At 35.0% G+C, this 17,979-nt stretch carries 13 protein-coding genes; 10 read left to right on the top strand and 3 right to left on the bottom strand.

Annotation, left to right across the window (positions count from 1 at the left end; all coding sequences use genetic code 11):
• The first annotated feature begins 108 nt into the window (after positions 1-108).
• From PBV87_RS21485 to PBV87_RS21455, 7 genes are read left to right on the top strand one after another with little or no spacing between them, the layout of a single operon-like run.
• Positions 109-1,062, top strand: a complete 954-nt coding sequence (locus PBV87_RS21485; RefSeq protein ID WP_271013700.1) for an ABC transporter permease — start codon at positions 109-111, stop codon at positions 1,060-1,062.
• Complete coding sequence (locus PBV87_RS21480) at positions 1,059-1,859, top strand: ABC transporter permease (protein ID WP_053985682.1); 801 nt, start codon at positions 1,059-1,061, stop codon at positions 1,857-1,859. Before PBV87_RS21485 ends, PBV87_RS21480 begins: the two co-directional genes overlap by 4 nt.
• Positions 1,859-2,647, top strand: a complete 789-nt coding sequence (locus PBV87_RS21475; protein ID WP_053985681.1) for an ATP-binding cassette domain-containing protein — start codon at positions 1,859-1,861, stop codon at positions 2,645-2,647. Before PBV87_RS21480 ends, PBV87_RS21475 begins: the two co-directional genes overlap by 1 nt.
• Positions 2,635-3,351 carry an ATP-binding cassette domain-containing protein gene (locus PBV87_RS21470; protein ID WP_242847695.1) on the top strand — a complete coding sequence of 239 codons (717 nt, stop codon included), beginning with the start codon at positions 2,635-2,637 and terminating at the stop codon, positions 3,349-3,351. The genes PBV87_RS21475 and PBV87_RS21470 overlap by 13 nt, the downstream gene beginning before the upstream one ends.
• 3 nt (positions 3,352-3,354) lie before the next feature.
• Complete coding sequence (locus tag PBV87_RS21465; protein ID WP_271013699.1) at positions 3,355-4,986, top strand: nickel ABC transporter substrate-binding protein; 1,632 nt, start codon at positions 3,355-3,357, stop codon at positions 4,984-4,986.
• 39 nt (positions 4,987-5,025) lie between these two features.
• The gene (locus PBV87_RS21460) at positions 5,026-6,795 is read left to right on the top strand and encodes an ABC transporter ATP-binding protein (protein WP_330680504.1); all 1,770 of its coding nucleotides are present in this window, start codon (positions 5,026-5,028) and stop codon (positions 6,793-6,795) included.
• A gap of 14 nt (positions 6,796-6,809) precedes the next feature.
• Positions 6,810-8,537 carry an ABC transporter ATP-binding protein gene (locus tag PBV87_RS21455; protein ID WP_271013697.1) on the top strand — a complete coding sequence of 576 codons (1,728 nt, stop codon included), beginning with the start codon at positions 6,810-6,812 and terminating at the stop codon, positions 8,535-8,537.
• A gap of 100 nt (positions 8,538-8,637) precedes the next feature.
• On the opposite strand, the gene PBV87_RS21450 is transcribed toward PBV87_RS21455, so the two are convergent.
• Positions 8,638-8,955: a helix-turn-helix domain-containing protein gene (locus tag PBV87_RS21450; protein ID WP_271013696.1), complete on the bottom strand. Its 318-nt coding sequence runs from the start codon at positions 8,953-8,955 to the stop codon at positions 8,638-8,640.
• Positions 8,931-9,329 carry a cyclic nucleotide-binding domain-containing protein gene (locus PBV87_RS21445; RefSeq protein WP_271013695.1) on the bottom strand — a complete coding sequence of 133 codons (399 nt, stop codon included), beginning with the start codon at positions 9,327-9,329 and terminating at the stop codon, positions 8,931-8,933. Before PBV87_RS21445 ends, PBV87_RS21450 begins: the two co-directional genes overlap by 25 nt.
• Before the next feature lie 507 nt (positions 9,330-9,836).
• On the opposite strand from PBV87_RS21445, the gene PBV87_RS21440 reads away from it, so the two are divergent.
• A complete protein-coding gene (locus PBV87_RS21440) occupies positions 9,837-11,597 on the top strand; it encodes a methyl-accepting chemotaxis protein (RefSeq protein ID WP_271013694.1) in 1,761 nt (586 codons plus the stop codon).
• A 148-nt stretch (positions 11,598-11,745) separates the two neighbouring features.
• On the opposite strand, the gene PBV87_RS21435 is transcribed toward PBV87_RS21440, so the two are convergent.
• Positions 11,746-13,158: an MATE family efflux transporter gene (locus PBV87_RS21435; protein WP_271013693.1), complete on the bottom strand. Its 1,413-nt coding sequence runs from the start codon at positions 13,156-13,158 to the stop codon at positions 11,746-11,748.
• Positions 13,159-13,335: 177 nt separating this feature from the next.
• Between PBV87_RS21435 and PBV87_RS21430 the strand changes: the two genes are divergently transcribed.
• On the top strand, positions 13,336-14,043 hold the full coding sequence (locus PBV87_RS21430; protein ID WP_271013692.1) for a hypothetical protein: 708 nt from the start codon (positions 13,336-13,338) through the stop codon (positions 14,041-14,043).
• 1,511 nt (positions 14,044-15,554) lie between these two features.
• Positions 15,555-17,975, top strand: a complete 2,421-nt coding sequence (locus PBV87_RS22980; protein ID WP_271013691.1) for a S24 family peptidase — start codon at positions 15,555-15,557, stop codon at positions 17,973-17,975.
• Positions 17,976-17,979 lie beyond the last annotated feature (4 nt).

The raw sequence follows: 17,979 nt of genomic DNA, 5'->3' as shown, positions 1-17,979 counted from the left end.
TTATGGTTTCTGTAAGCAAGAGGGATCATAAGCCGAGAAAACGCATCGATTCCGATGCGTTTTTTTTGAAACACGATGATTAGCAACCAACTTAAAGGAGGGGATATTATGAGGCGTGAAACCAAGCGATATATCATCCGTAAAATAGCCATCGTCATCTTAACAGTATTTGTAGTAACACTGTTATCCTTCCTGCTTATGCGTTTGTCTCCCATTGATCCAGCTACTGCCTATGTAAAGCGGAATTCAGCTATTGTGACTCAAGAACAAATTGACAAAGCCAGAGTAATGTTGGGGTTAGATAAGCCTCTACTGCTACAATATTTTGATTGGGTTAGAAATGCCGTTTGCATGGATTTTGGTATTTCGTTAGGTACTGGTAACCCTGTCGCGAACGAATTGGCAAAAACAGTTTCAGTCACATTAAAGGTTGTGGCACTCTCCGGCATAATGATGTCTATAGGTGCACTAGCAGTGGGGACACTTGGATACTTAGGGAGAAATAGGATTTGGGGAACATTACTCTCTCTATTAACCATGGTAGGTATTTCTGTACCGGGATTCTACTTAGGAACAGCTTTTATCGATATTTTTGCGTTAAAACTTGGTTGGTTGAGTGTATTGGGTAATACTGGGATAGCAAAATATTTTCCGGTGGCACTTTGTCTATCGGTATGTGGAATATGCTTTTATGGACAAATGCTTGCGTCCTCTTTAGAAAGAGAGATGGAGCAAGATTATGCCATGTATGCTAGGTGTAGAGGATTGAGTGAAGGATATATCTTGATTTTTCATGGATTACCTCATGCAATAGTAGATTTACTACCCAGTTTTGCACAAATGCTGAGTTTGTGCTTAGCAAATGCAGCTATTGTAGAGCGAGTGTTTTCACTGCCCGGCTTTGGGTATCTTATTGTTGATGCTGTAGTTAAAAGGGACTCACCAATAATCCATGGGGCTGTATTGATTCTTGCACTTGTGTTAGTTGTTCTAGACAGTTTCACGGAATTATTACAGTACATATTGCGTAGTGATATGAGAGCAAAGGGAGGCGGAGGATGAAACAATCTCAATTAAAAAGAAAATTAGAATTAATTTTTCCTCTAATAATTATTCTAATATGTACCTTTGGTTTTTTATTTGCTCCACATAATCCTGGCCTGGTGAATATGGAAATTCGTTTTCAGTCTCCTTGTATAGAGTATCCATTGGGGACTGATAATATGGGGCGGTGCGTATTATCTCGCTTATTGTATGGAGGGCGTACTACTTTGATGATTGTTTTAGTAGGGGCATTGATAGTAAGTGTTTTTGGAACTTTGGTAGGGCTCTTTATAGGTGGGAGCGAAGGAGGAAAAAATGTAGTATTAGAAGGCATTTTAAATGCAGTAACCGCAATGCCACCTATTGCTTATTTAATTATTTTTATTGCGGCTTGGGGAAATAGTGTCATTACTATGTTAGTTGCAGTTACAGTTTCTCTTTTGTTACGGTTGGTTAAGTTGGTACAAACGCGCACCACTATAGAACAAAACAAGGCATATATCATGTGTGCTATGGCTTCTGGAGCGAAAAAAATGCGAGTGCTATTTGGGCATATTCTTCCGAATCTTATATGGGACGTCCTACATTTTATTTGCTTATCTTGTGCGGATATGATTTTGTCAATTGTGGGATTTTCATTTATTGGACTTGGAATGGGTGACAATGTAATCGATTGGGGAAGTATGGTATCTGAAGCACATCATTATCTCCTTGCCCATTCAAGGCTGACACTATATCCCATTACTATGATTGTTCTTTGCACGATGGCATTTCACATGTTAGGTAGAGAAATTGAAAAAAGAGGGGGGAACTAATGGTTGATGTCCAAAATTTATCTGTAATAACTCAAGATGGTTATAAACTTTTACATCAAATTTCTTTGCACTTAGAAGTAGGAGAAGTTGTTGGATTGACTGGGCAAAGTGGGGCAGGTAAATCCACTTTATTAAAGGCTTTATTGGGGACTTTAAGTAGGGGATGCAGTATAAGTAGCGGAGAAATATTTGTAGATGATATTGCCCTTGGTACATTATCTTTAAAAAAACATCGGTGTTTATGTGGAACGACGTTAGGTTTTATTCCCCAGAATCCCATGACTGCATTTGATCCACAAATTAAGATGGAAAAACAGATTGTTGAAACACTTCACTTAAAAATGGGCATGTCTCGACAACAAGCTATAGACCAAGCAAAAGAATTACTGGTTGATTTAGGTTTTTCTCAACCCAAACGAGTACTTAACAGCTTTCCTGGGCAGCTTTCAGGAGGGATGCTTCAACGCTCAGCCGCTGCGCTCTTGCTGGCAATGAGCCCCAAATACATTTTGGCTGATGAACCGACCTCTGCATTAGATTCAGAAAACAGGACGTTATTGTTGAAACTATTAGCCCAACAAAAAGAAAGGGCAGGTATTTTATTTATCTCTCATGATATAGCTGCATTAAGTCAGCAGTGTGATAGGGTTTATGTAATGGAATGGGGTCAGCTGACAGAAACAGGTACTATGGAAGAACTTCTCTCTAATCCAACGTGTGAATGGACAAAGGAGTATGTGACTGCCAATAGGTCAGTCAGTAAGGAGGGGTGGACATGGAAGGACTAATTGCTGAACATATTAGTAAAACTTATTTGGAATCTCATGGATTATCCTTTGAGGCATTAAAAAACATATCTATTAAGTTAGAGCCTGGTTCATTTACTTGCCTTGTAGGAGAGTCTGGATCAGGGAAAAGTACTCTTGCTCGCCTTTTAGTTGGGTTAGAACATCCAGATACTGGAAAAATATTCTTAGATGGAGAAGATACAACTAACTGGAATGCCGAAGACTGGCGAAAACATAGAAGAAAAATCCAAGCAGTATTTCAAGACACGGGTGGCACATTAAATCCTATGTTATCTGTCCGACGAAATGTTGAAGAAGCCATGATTAATTTAACAGATATGACAAGAAAACAACGACGTGAACGAATCGGTGAATTAATGGAATTAACACATATGGATTCTCGGCTACTAAATGTTCCGGCAAGACAGCTTTCGGGAGGTGAACAAAGACGTCTTTCTCTGATTCGTGCCATGTCAATCTATCCTCGTTATTTAGTGCTAGATGAGGTATTAAGTGGCCTTGATTTTATATCTGCAGAGGCTGTAATGACTGTCTTGGAGCAATATCATAAAGAGTTTGAGTGTGCATTTTTATTAATTACTCATGATATAGATAGTGCTTACCGGCTATCTGATACAATTCTCACAATACAATGTGGGCAAATTATTCGTGTTGGTATAAAAAATACAAAGAAAGGAAGTTAATATATGAAAAAAAGAAAGTTAATCTCTCTTGCTCTGTGTGGGGCATTACTTTGTGGCACTTTTGCTGGTTGCAGCAATGGTAATGGGGAGTCAAGTACAAATACTACATCTGCTTCTAAGAAATCGGAGGCTACAATTACTGAACCTAAAATATTGACTACTGCAGTAGGAGCTGAATTAAATACGCTCTATCCATTGAACATGGATGTTCAAAATAATATAGGTACTAAACTTTGCTATGAAGGTCTTGTTAATTATGAAGATGGCAAGGTTGTTCCAGGATTAGCAGAAAGCTGGGAATTCTCTAATGAAGGGAAGGCATTGACCTTTCATCTGAAGGAAGGAGTTACCTTCCATGATGGCACGCCCTTTAATGGAGAAGCTGTAAAAGCAGATTTTGAGTTTGCACATTCTAACCCTAATTTCAGTAATATTTCTGCTGTCGCTAATTTGGAAAGTGTTGAAATCGTAGATGAATATACCCTTACATTCCATTATCCTAATGCCTATTTTGCGTATTTAATGGATTTTTGCTACCCTGAAACAATGGTCCTTGTTTCTCCAAAAGTTCTAGAGGAAGGAAATTATCAGTTGATGAAAGACGTTGTAGGTACTGGTCCATATATTTATGATGAGATTGTGGATGGAGAATATGTTCGTTTTATACGTAATGAAAATTACTGGGGTGAACAGCCATACTATGATGAAGTAATTGTTAAATATATTCCTGAAGCTTCTGCTCGTCTACAGGCTCTACAGAATGGAGAAATTGACTTGATATATGGAAGCGCACTACTATCTTGGGATGATTATGATCAGGCAATCACTCTATCTAATATTGAAGGAGCAGTAGCTAAAAGTGACTCCAAAGCTCGCAATCTGGTTGTTAACGCTTCTGGAGTACTCTCCAATGTGAATATGAGATCAGCTGTTGCTTATGGGATTGATAAAAAGACGTTATCTAACGGTTTGACTTATGGCAAAGAAACTCCAGCGGATCACTTGTTCCCAGATGACGTTCCTTATACAGATGTTGAGTTGAATGTTGTGCGTACATACAATTTAGATAAAGCCAACGCGCTTTTAGAGCAAGAAGGATGGATTATGAATGAATCTACTGGTATACGTGAAAAAGATGGGCAGCCTTTAATACTGAAATATACATATCATTCCGCAGATGCGCTGAACAAACCGCTGGCAACCGCAATAAAAAGTCAACTAGCAATTATTGGTATTGGTGTGCAGACAGAAGGACAAGAGATGATGACCTGGTGGCAAGAAGGTGTGGCAGGTAACTATGACCTGATTATGTGGAATACGGAACAGCCCTATACGGCTCCTCACAATTACTTTATCCCAATGCTATCTCGTTCCCCTCATGTTCCAAGTCTGAAGAATATTGAAGATAGTGATGAATTTATAGCGTTAATTAATGCGTTTCAGGTGAATGATGATCCTATACAAATTCAAGGGATATTCAATCAACTACTTAATTTTGATAATGACAATGTTTTGGATTTACCTATTCTGTTTGCAAAAGATATGATTGTCTATAATTCAGAGAAAATTGATGGCTATGATTTTACCAGTACTCCAACGTTTTTTGATGTGCGTAAGATTCGACCTATAGAATAAGGGATGTAAGAACCGGATTTTGTTCTGTTATATAGATAGATGTTTTCTAAGGAGGTGGCAATTATGAAGGGGAAAAAGACTTTATCTTCTTTTGCTATATTGTGGAGGTGGGCCGAAGCATATCACAGTGGTTTTCTGAGTGCGGTAATTTTTGCGATATTAGGAGTTGCCTGTGGTATGGTACCTTACTTTTGCATTGGATCTATAATTCGGTTGTTATTAAATGGTGAAGGCATACAATATTGCTTGACATGGTGTACTTTAGCCTTTGCAGGATATATTGGAAAAATAATTTTTTCTACTCTTTCTACGGCTGTTTCACATACTGCAACATTCCATACATTACGAGATATACGAAAAGCACTTTTGAGAAAATTATCACGGGTTCCAATGGGAACCATATTAGATACGCCCTCAGGACAATACAAAACTACTATTATTGACCGAGTGGAGGGAATGGAGCCTACTTTAGCGCATCTGATTCCTGAAATGACATCTAACTTATTAGTGCCTATCATTGTTGCAATCTATATTTTTGTATTAGACTGGCGCATGGGTATAGCTTCATTTGTGACTACTGTCATAGGGCTTGCCATTATATCTAAGAGTACCAAAACCTATGCTATACGATGGGAAGGTGCGGTGAAAATAGGTCATAGTATGGCAAATGCTATTGTGGAATATATCGGAGGAATTCAAGTGGTTAAGGCATTTAGTCAATCAGCAGGATCCTATAAAAGATATGCAGATGCTGTAGAGGATAATGCTAATTACTATGTAGATTGGATGAGAGATAGTCAGAAGTATATGTGTATGTGGCAATCAATTATCCCCTCTGTGTTAGTGGTCGTCCTCCCAATCGGACTTATTCTTTGGTCAAATGGAAGCCTTTTATCTGTTGACTTTCTGACCATCGTAGTACTATCTTTAGGACTGACGGGTCCTGTTGTATCCGCCATGTCTTTTGTAGATGATTTGGCAGTTATAGGTATAAATGTTAGAGAAATTTCTAGTATCATGGATGCTCCAGAACTAATTCGACCAGATCAGCCAGTTTCCTTTCAAAATCAAGAGATTATTCTAGAACATGTAACTTTCTTTTATAATAGTAAGGATGAAGAGGTGCTACATGATATTAATTTGAGAATAACACCGGGCACAGTTACAGCCCTTGTAGGACCTTCAGGTTCTGGGAAATCGACAATAGCTAAGTTGATAGCGGGTTTTTGGGATATAACAGGTGGGAAAATTACACTAGGAGGAGTGGACTTAAAAAAAATTCCTCTAGATCAGTTAAATCAACAGATTGCTTATGTATCACAAGATAACTACCTCTTTGATCGTACGGTAAGAGAAAATATTCGAATGGGGCGACTAGATGCTACGGATGAGGAAGTGGAATTTGTTGCAAAGGTAACAGGTTGCGATAGTTTTATTCAAGTTTTGTCGCAAGGATATGATACTGTCTGTGGAGGTGGTGGAGGTCATTTATCTGGTGGTGAAAAACAAAGAATTTCTATTGCGAGGGCCATGTTGAAAAATGCCCCTATTGTAATTTTAGATGAGGCAACAGCGAGTATTGATCCTGAAAATGAAGCTGTGATTCAACGAGCTATTTCCGCCCTGACAAAAGGGAAAACACTTATTGTGATTGCTCATCGGTTATCTACGATTGTGGATGCAGATAATATTGTTGTGATTGAGCGAGGAAAAATTGTGGATCAGGGAAAACAAGAAGAGTTGATAGAAAATTGTCCACTTTATGCTCAAATGTGGAAAGCTCATTTGGGAACACAGGATAGTCGGTGAAAGGAGGAAAGTCGATGTTTGGAGTATTGAAGAAGATATTTTCATTTGCAGGAAGCCGTAAAAAGTTATTGATAAAAGCAATAATCATCGCTTTTTTAGGCGCTCTGTTTTCAGCTTTGCAAGTCGTTGCCATAGTACTTACACTAGATTGCATTCTGTTAGGAAAAGTGGATTCAATTTGGCTTATTCTATTGATTATGCTTATATCTATCGCAGGTCATGCATTTTGCTCGTACCATTCTATCAACTTAGAGACGGAAACAGGATACTGTATGGTAGCAGAAAAACGTATCCATATTGGTAATCGGCTTCGTTATATTCCTATGGGATATTTTAATGATAATAGTCTAGGGAATATTACGGCAGTGGTTACCACAACACTGGCTGATGTTGAAAATACGGCAGCTCGTTGCCTCGTTTTGGTTTTGGGAGGATTTTTAAATACATTAGCATTATGCCTTATGTTAGTATTTGTAGAATGGAGAATTTCTCTACTTTCCGTTATTGGGATTTTTGCCTATCTTTTAGCTACAGAATTATCTCAAAGAGCAGCTTATAAAACGGCTTATGCACGTCAGCATGCTCAGGAAAACTTAGTAGAGGCAGTTTTAGAGTATATTCAAGGAATGAGTGTGGTTAAGTCATATGGATTAGAAAAGGATAATGGTCAAACTGTAAGCAGAGCAGTAGATGATAGCAGCAAAAAAGCCCTTTCGTTGGAATATAGTTTAGTTCCATGGATGGCAATTCGACAGCTTATTATTCGGATTTTTAGTATAAGTATTGTTTTAAGAATACTATTTCTTTATTCTGCGGGAACATTACCTCTTTCTCGTTGCCTATTACTTCTTATAGCATCTTTTATGATCTATCAGGACTTAGAAAGTGCTGGGAATATGTCAAACAATCTGCAACTCTTGGGTGCATCTATGGAGCAAGCCAATGCTATTGATAATACACCAACTATGGATATAGATAGAGAGGAACTGATCCCTATAGATTCCTCCATTTCTTTTAAAGATGTTAGCTTTGCTTATGGGAGTCAGATGATTCTTGATCATGTGAATTTAACTATTCCTGCTGGAACTACAACTGCTATTGTAGGTCCTTCAGGGAGTGGAAAGACTACGCTATGCAATTTAATTGCAAGATTTTGGGATGTACAAGGCGGGGCTATTTTTGTTGGAGGATATAATGTAAAAGATTATAAACTGGATAGCTTGATGAATAATATTTCTATGGTTTTTCAAAATGTCTATTTATTTCAAGATACAATTGAAAATAATATTAAATTTGGCCGTCCAGAAGCTACACATGAACAAGTAGTAGATGTAGCTCAGGCAGCACGTTGCCATGATTTTATTTCTGCATTGCCGCAAGGATATAATACCATTTTAGGTGAAGGAGGCGGAACGCTTTCTGGTGGAGAAAAACAACGTATCTCTATTGCACGTGCTATGCTAAAAAATGCTCCTATTATTATTCTAGATGAAGCAACGGCAAGTGTGGATCCAGAAAATGAAGCTGAACTTCAGGTAGCTATAAATGCACTTATGCATAATAAAACAATTGTTATGATAGCTCACCGCTTAAAAACGGTTCGCCAAGCAGATCAAATTATCGTGTTGAACGAGGGGAGCATTATGCAACAAGGTACTCATGAAACATTACTTCAACAAAAAGGACTTTATGCAGAGTTTATTAGTATGATAAAAGAAGCAAGTGGGTGGAAACTAGTTTAAATAGTCTTGTGCGGTGGTTTTGAAATAATCAATACCACCGCTTTTTTATTCTACAATAGAATAATTAATATAGATATCTCAAAAGGTCATACAGAAAAAACTAAAGTACACATAAGTTTTCATTACATTTAGAACACCCTAAAGTATTTTTTATGTGCTCTAAATCTTTAAGAATTAAAAAGCCATGATTAAATGTTATCAGATTATCATGTTTTAATTTGGTTAATAACCTACTTATAGTTTCTGGTGAGGTCCCTAGGTATTCAGATAAAATTATATTAGAAAGTTTTATATTTATTTTAAAACCCTCTTGTGTTTTTAATCCATAAGTATTATATAGGCGTATTAATATAGAAAGCAAAGCATGTTTTTTATCATGAATACCAATATCTCTCATCTGTAAAAAACTTTTTGGCATAGATAATCATGATATAAATACAAATTTCTAAGAAGTATAAAATCGTTTTCAATTATAGACTTAAAAGTAGGCGCAGATATAGTACCTAATGTACACTCTGTTAAAGTACTTATTCTGAATAAAGATGAAAAGTTATTCTCCATATTTAAAATTGCTGGAAATATAATGATCTCAGAGTTGTAAATGCCGAGTAGAAGTTCATTATAATTTGGTAGCATATGGGATACTTTTATTGTTCCATTTAAAACAATGATTAATTTATTCCGTTGATCTTCCTGTTCCCATATAGGTGTTTTTCTTTTTAATGTGATTGTGCTTTCAATAAAAGGTTTAAACTCTTTTACTAAGTTATGTCTTAATTCTATTAAATTCATAGATCACCTCATTCTTATTGGAAAGTTAATATTAATTATTATAACATAATAATTAAGTGGTAAAAAACATGATAGATATCATTTTTTTTATTGATAATTATGTATAGAATATAGAGGATATTTTAGTAAGAGTATAAAATTAAAAAATTAATAAATGAAGGAGAGAATTTATGAAAGAAAATAGAAAAGTTTATTTTTAAAAATATATATTTAAGTATAGATATTTTTTACTTTTATTGATATTAGAGAGGGAATCTACATTTTTTAGAGGCGTACATAGGATACTTACTTTTGACAATAAAAATAGAAAGTAGAAAGAGATTAAAGATAAAAAGTAGATTAAAATATAAAGCAAAAAGTTATTAAAATTGTTGAGTGTATTATCATAAGTAGTTCAGAAAACCAGTTTATTGGTATTAATTATGGCGATAAAATAGGAAAAAGTAATAGAATAAAATATTTCATTATAAAGGAATTAAACTAAAAAAGTGATAAAGGAGCAGTAATATGGTCAAAAGATCTAATAATAAAATAAAGAAAAGACTATTTAAGTCGTACCTTGGGATATTTATCTTATTTTTTATTTCAATTATAGGGGTTACTTTTGTTTCGTTTATAGGTGCAAAAGAAATATTAACTAAACTAGGAGAAGAAGCTTTAAAAAATAGAATTAATATGGGTGTTGCCATGATGGACATGTTAGAGACACAAGTTGAAAATTCTAAAATAACAAGAGAAGAAGCCCAGGAAATATTTAAAACTAAAATGTTAAATGAAAGAGGCAGTGATGGTAAGACTCAAGGGTTAAATAAAAAGTTAGAACTTAATGTTCAAGCATATATGTATGCTATAGATAGTAATGGAAATGAAAAGATGCATCCTTTTAAGGAAGGAGAGAACATCTCAGATGTAGTTGACAATAAAGGGAGAAATATTACTAAACTTATTATTGATGAAGGAAAAAATCCTAAAAATGACGGAATAATAACATTTTCTTGGAAAAATCCTGAAGACAAGAAAGCAATGGATAAGGTAAATGTAGTAGCGTATTATGAACCTTGGGAATGGTATTTAAATGTAGGTTGCTATTATAGAGATTTTTATGGAAACTTAATTCCCACATTTCTTAAAATATTAATAGTAACTATAGTTGTATTATTGTTAAGTATACTTTTAATAAGATTTATAATATCAAAGAAAGTTGAACCATTAAATAAATTAATTGAATTAATAAAAAAGATAGGTGATGGAGATTTAAGTTCCAAGATAGATGTTGATTCAAAGGACGAATTAGGGTATATGGCTAATATATTAAATACTACCTTATATGAAATAAGATCCATGATAATAAGTTTTAAAAGTATATTAGATAAAATAAATGAGAAGGTTGAATACGTAAATGAAGCTAGTGAAAGTACTTTGGAAGTATCTAATCATATAACAGAAGCTATAGAAGAAATTGCTTGTGCAGCAGGGAATACAACACGAGATATGGAAATAAGTGTTGGTGTAGTAGCAGATTTAACTAACAATATTGTCTCTATCAAAGATACAAGTTTACATCTACAAAATGAAGCTATTAATGCAGGAAAACTGAACTTTGATGTGCTAAATATACTAAAAGATTTAGAAGAAAAAAGCTCAGAAAATTTTAATTTAGCAGAAGAAACGGTTAATAATATGAATTTATTAACAGAAAAATCAAATACAATAGTAAAGATAATAAATACTATAGAAAATATATCCAAGCAAATTAATTTGTTGGCATTAAATGCATCTATTGAAGCATCAAGAGCCGGAGAAGCTGGTAGGGGATTTGTAGTTGTAGCTCAGGGAATAAAAAATTTATCATCACAAACAGAAGAAGCTACAGCTCAAATAAATGAATATATAAATGAGCTTATAGAGGCGATTAAGTATTCAGGAGAAAGCGTTATAAAAACCAAACAATCTTCAGAGCTTCAAAGAAATACCATAAATGAAACACAAAATATAGTAAAAGAAGTTGTAAGATTTATGGAAGAGATTCCAAATCATATAAAGAATAATGTTGATAAAATAGAAGAAACCTATAACAAAAAGGATTTGGTAAATAAAGCGATGAGTTCAGTATTAGGTTTAACACAAGAGATATCAGCAGCTACAGAAGAAATAGCATCTTCAATAATAGAGGTAAATAAAAATATATTAGAAGTAGATAATATGATAAAAGACTTAGATAATAGTGCAAAGATGTTAAGTCAAAAGTCAGCTAAATTTACAGTATAAAGATGAGAAATTACAAAGATATTTCAAAAGAGATTTTAGAGGAGTTAATGCAGGTAGGGCTAGTAATGAACCTTCTTAGTATAAAACTTACAGAAGAGCCAATACAATAAATTAAGAAGAAACTATAAATACAAAAAAGACGGTCTATCTATGCAGATAAATCGTCTTTTTTGGCGTGGGTTTCAATAGCCTTATTTTGCCATTTACCTCTCTTGTAGAAGAAAATAGTGAGTAGTGCACCAATAATCCATGAGAGGAGTAAGGAAATAAATACGCTTTCACATCTACCGTTTGGAAGTTCTGGCGTTCTTGTAAAGAAAGCCAGTGAATAAGCTACAGGTACTCGGATGATAACAGTAGTAATCAGAGAAATCCACATTGGTGTCATAGTATCTCCGGCACCTCTCATAATACCTGATAAGCATTGAGTCACGGCCATAGCAACATAGCCTACAGCAAGAATGGTCATCATACGCATACTTAAATCCACAAGTTCTGGTGTATCGGTAAAGATGGACATAAGATTTCTACCAAAGATGAGAATAAGTACAGTAATAATGATTGCAGTAGCAAGGGCAAAGAGTGTTCCTTCTTTAGCACCTTTTTTAACACGGTCATATTGTTTAGCACCTACATTTTGACCAGCAAAAGTTGTCATGGCTGTACCAAAGGAGAAGTTAGGCATCATAGCAAAACCATCCACTCTCATAACGATAACATTGGCTGCAATAAAGGCTTCTCCATAACTATTTGTAAGCGACTGAACAATAATCATAGCAAATGAAAGGATCATCTGTGTTAAACCTGAGGGAAGTCCTAATCGAATAGTGGTTGCAACATGTGTTTTGTTCCACTTTAAGTGACGTAAGCTAAAGTCAAAGACATCGTGCATTTTGGATAACTTGATGAAAGACAGTATAGCTGACACAATTTGAGCAATGATGGTCGCAAGGGCAACACCAGCTACACCCATATCAAATACAGCGACAAAGAGTAAATCTAATAAAATATTTAAGATGGTTGACACTAATAAATAGATTAAAGGAGAGATAGAATCCCCCAGTCCCCTTAAGATTCCACCTAAAATATTATAATAGGCCATGCCGCTTATACCCATGAATAAGATGAGTAGGTAACTATAGCACCAATCAATAATGCTTTCGGGTGTATTCAGTAAATTAAGCATTGGTCGTATAACAAATGGCGTAATAATCATCAGTCCTACAGATACAATGGCAGTAAGCAAAATACAACATTCAATAGCGCCAGATAGATTTTCACGGTCTTTAGAACCAAAGTACTGAGATACCATGATCCCAGCCCCTACGGAAATACCGATAAATAAGACTAATAGTAAGTTGATAATAGGCCCTGCACTCCCAACAGCAGCAAGGGCATTATCCCCTACAAACTTCCCGACAATAATACTGTCTACCGTATTATAAAGTTGTTGGGCGATGTTCCCAATAAGCATAGGAATCATAAAGATAATAATTTGCTTTAAAGGATCACCAACGGTCATATCTGTTGGTTCTTTAAGCTTTTGCAATAAACTTTTCATATTTTCCTCTCTTTCAATTTTTTATAATTTGTATTATAGATTAAATTTATTATAACATAAGTATTGACTAATAGACTGAAAATATAAAATAATAGAGTTGTATAAATAAAATGGATATTTATGTCGAAATAGAAACAGCTAATGGGTAAGACAAAAAGTAAATAAAGGGGAGTACGCATGCAACATATTTATGAAGAAAATGTACACTATCTAACAGATATGTTATTTGAAGCAATAGAAGAAGAACCAAGGAAGAAGTTGTTCTTGATGCAGTTAGAGATGCTATTACAAGGGCTAGGTGGGTTGATGTGTGCTATTTTATATAGACAAGTCATCTACCAGTGGATCTATGAGGGAATAGGGCCTATAATGTCGCTAAGAGAGCGAATGATAGTAGCAGCCCTCTCAACTCAAGAAGTCTACAATAGACTAGAAATGATGGAATCATTGATGCTCATTCCTACAAGTCTCATGGCATTAGGTGGCGTAGGTATGGCGATAATGGGGCTTTATACACTAATCAAACAACAAATTGGGGTAGGCCAATGCCTTAGATACTTTGATATTCCAGCTGTAGGTACAAATCATTGGGGGATAGCATTCTATGAGGAGGATGAAAACATTATATTTAGACAAACATCTTTTGAATGCTTAGAGGAGCATTTAGGCAATGAATACTTAGAATGCCTATGGACGTATCAGTGGTTTATCAATAAGTTAGAAGTGACACCAAGTGTGATTAGATATTGGTTGATGATTAACCTTCTTGCAAGCTTAGCGCACAAAAAAGGAATACTCAATAAAATAGAAAGAAAGCTATTGATTAAAGAAATTAAAACAAGTTATAAAGCGTTGAGTATAGAAGAAGAGCAAAAGGCAGCCTAGCATCAAGCTAAATAGTTTTGTGATAGAAATCCGTGCATTAATTGTGAATATAGAACACAACAAGCCTACCTAAGGCATCTCTCCCTCTTGAACATGAGATGCACTTAAGTAGGCTTGTTGCATAGTGGCAAGGCACTCCAAGGTCCACAGCACTTATCTACTTCAACTTAAAGCTTGTAACTGATATAGGTATGAACTTCTAGTGTAATCCTGATAGGTATAAGGTGAATAAGGTTTCCTTAGTGACAGAGGTATCTTTATATACATAACACGTTAGATTGCTATTAACCTGTAGTATGCAGGAGGTGGCTAGAAATAAATACATAAGAAATTACAAAGATTAAATGGAAGTAACACAAGATACCACGAAGCCAATGCAAAGCGGTATTGCCCCAAATCTACCTGGCTTGCCACCACCATGAAGTAGATTTAGTTGATTAAGAAAAGGGAAGTGCTAAAGGTAAGAGGGAGGGAACCCTAAAGCTTGTCCAACTTTTCTTAGTGAAAGGGAAACAGCAAGTAGGTGGCCACCTATTTGTTACTTGGTTTGTTTTGCCTTTCACTTATATATATACAGAATAGAGCACCATTTTCCTCAAAAAAATAAGGAATGAAAATATATTTGTGCAAGAAATATAGGAAATGAGCAGTTAAAGTAAGTAAAAATTGTGCAAATAGGAGATGAAATAGGTAGGTTCATACAGAGAAAAATAAGAATGATAGGACAAATGTCAAGATGAATTTTATAACAACACAACAAGCTCACCTAGAGTCTACCCTCCCTCTTAAAATAAGGTAGATCAAGGTGAGCTTGTTGTCTGTGTGGCAAAAGTGCTCCTATAAGTTCTGTAACACAAGGCGTTCTAAGATATAGATAGGAATCTAGAATAATTCTATAAGTGGATGAGCAGCTCCTTATCTCTATAAGACTTACGCGTAAACTTAGGTGATAGAGGTATCTGATATACATATCACTGTAATATACACGTACAGGTTATAGCAGAGTGAGATTGCTTTAAGACTCATAGTTAAGGTATAGAGGCCTAAATATGTAATTGAACAAAGGAAGTGTTACAAAGTTTGAAGCTATGGGTGTTACACCTTATCTAGAGCCTTGCCACAGACACGATAGATAAGGTTACTAAGAAAAGAAGATGAACAATAGGCAAGAGGGAGAGATCCTAAAGTTTGTCTAAGCTTTTCTTAGAAGTAAAGGCTAAGGCACAAGTCGGTGGCCACCAAAGTTACCTGTGATGTTTAAGCCTTACGCTATATATATACAAATTAGAGAGGGAAATCCGTCGGAGAAAATGAAAGAAAAGTTAAGTTTGTGGAAGGTTAATAAGAGTGAATGTGAAAAATTGTAGAAATGGTTACAAGTAATAGATAAGAGAGAAATTTCAGAGAAGCAAAATACGTGCTTTTTAGTAAATAGTTTTATATATAAATGACGAAATATTTGGTATAATTATGATTATATTAAATACTAGTCTAAAAAGGGGAGATCAGGGGTGCACTTAAATAGAGAACAGCTTAAGCTAGCCGAAAATGGAGCAATGGGACATGCACTTATTAGAGGCATTGCAGGATCAGGCAAAACAACTGTAGGGGTTAGAAGAATTACTTATTTACTTGAAAATTATTGTTATGAATCAGATAAAATTTTGTTTATTACATATAACCGTTCATTGAGTAAATATATTGAGTATCTTTATAAAAAGATGGAAACAGCTGTTAATATAAGTCTTTTTGATACAGAAGAAAGTAAGGATCCAAATGTAGAGGTAAAAACAATCGATGCATTAGCTTTAAAATATTTTAGTAAGTACAATGTACTGAGTCAAAAGAATGCAACAATAGCTTGGCAAATACCAAATAGTTTGGTACAAGAAGCAATTGCTACAGTAAAGGAAGCCTATCCAAATTGTAAGTTTTTGAATAACCAGCATTTTAAATTTTTGAAAGATGAAATTGCATGGATTAAAGGATGTGGTTATACAACGCTAGAAGCTTATCAAAATGCAGATAGAATAGGACGTTCTCTAGGGAGTGAAGAAGAAGGACCTAGCAAACTTTATAAGCAATCTACCAACAGAGAGGCAATCTATAGCTTGCTAAAAGAAATAGATAGAAGGCTTTTTGAAAATAATCAAGTGGATGGATTAACAGCGAATATTATGGCACTCAAATACATTGTGAAGCATGGTGCGGAAGAAAGGTATCAGCATATTATCATTGATGAAGCCCAAGACTTAACAAAGGTTCAGCTAGAGCTTATTAGTGCGTTAAAGGCAGAGCAAGAAGAAAGCTCCATTTTGTTTTTAATGGATGTTGCTCAAAGTATCTATCCTCATGCATGGCTGACAAAAGGACGCACCTTTAAAAGTATTGGCTATGATATGACAGGAAAAGGTTATAAACTTAATAAAAATTATCGTACAACAACAGAGATTTCTCAATGTGCATATAGCTTGTTATCAAAAGAACTAGAAATTGTAGAAGATGAGAATTTTGTAAAGCCAACTCTTATAGAAAGACATGGAGAATACCCTGTTTATAGACATTTTGAATCAAGCAAAGAGCAAACAAACTATGTCATTCGTTTAATCAATGCCTTAAAGAAAAGTTATAATTTAAAAGATATTGCTATTGTGAGTCGCACGAATAAGGCATTAGAACTTTTGCAAGAAGTATTAGACGAGGCACATATGCCATCACTCTTATTTAAAAACAACAAAGAAGTAGATTTTGGAAAAGAAGAAATCAAACTTCTAACCATGCACTCTGTAAAAGGATTAGAGTTTAAAATTGTAATTTTAATAGAGCTTAATAAAAATATTATTCCATATACTCAAAGTGGATTAACGGAGGAAGAAGCCAAAGAAGAAGAGAAAATGGATCGCAAATTGCTTTATGTAGGGATGACAAGAGCACAAGAAAGTCTATATTTATGTTCATATGGGGAGGCTTCCAAGTTTATTAAAGATATAGATAAAAAGTTTTTGACCATGCAAAATGGAAGCCGTATGAATGCCTTTTATCAACTGCCTTATGAGCAATACTTATTTATAGAGAAGATTAAAAATAAGCATGAACAAGAAGAAAGTATTAGACAATGGGTGCTAGCAGAGCTAATCAATAACTATGGTTATCCAAAGGAATTGTTACAAGTAGAGTATCCTGTTAGAAGCTTCTCACAAGTAGGTTTAGTGGACATAGCTGTTATCAATAGTAACAATCAGATGCCCCATTTATTTGTAGAAGTGAAACAACGTAATGTAGCTATAGAAGAAGCAGTTGCTCAGCTCAAATCCTATATGAACGTATCCAATGTCACATACGGTATAGCGACTAATGGGAAAGAAATTCTATTTTTAGACCAACAATTTAATGAAATTAAGGATATCCCTGTATGCGATATTACCTTATTACCAACAACTATGGAAAGATATATTTATGTAGATAAAGGAAGTTACAGAAACTATCCATTTGAAAGAGATATTAATGTAGCAGAGATTATAACAGAAGAAGGCACATTCTCAGAAGATACATTACAAAACATCAAGATTTATTCAGATATTGCAGCAGGCATGCCTATAGAGATTGTAGATGAAATCAAAGGCAACTTTAGACTACCAAAAGAATGGACAAAAGAAAGACCAGGGCTCTACATCCTTAATGTGCGAGGGGATAGCATGCTTGGTGCAGGTATAGAAAGTGGAGATATGGTTGTTATAGATGGGGAACAAGTAGTTAGTACAAATGATATAGGCGCAGTGTATTATAACGGTGCAACAACCCTAAAGAGAGTGGTGCCGATGGGGGATAGTATATTGCTTATGAGTGAGAATCCAGAGTATGAACCGATACAAATCTCGGAAGGTGATTTTAAGGTAATGGGGAAATTGGTAGGTGTGATTAAGAAAGTATAAGAGG

The sequence above is a fragment of the Holtiella tumoricola genome (assembly GCF_027857615.1).
Lineage (GTDB): Bacteria > Bacillota > Clostridia > Lachnospirales > Cellulosilyticaceae > Holtiella > Holtiella tumoricola.
Note: the sequence above shows the minus strand (reverse complement) of the source record. Positions and strands in the feature narration are given on the sequence as shown.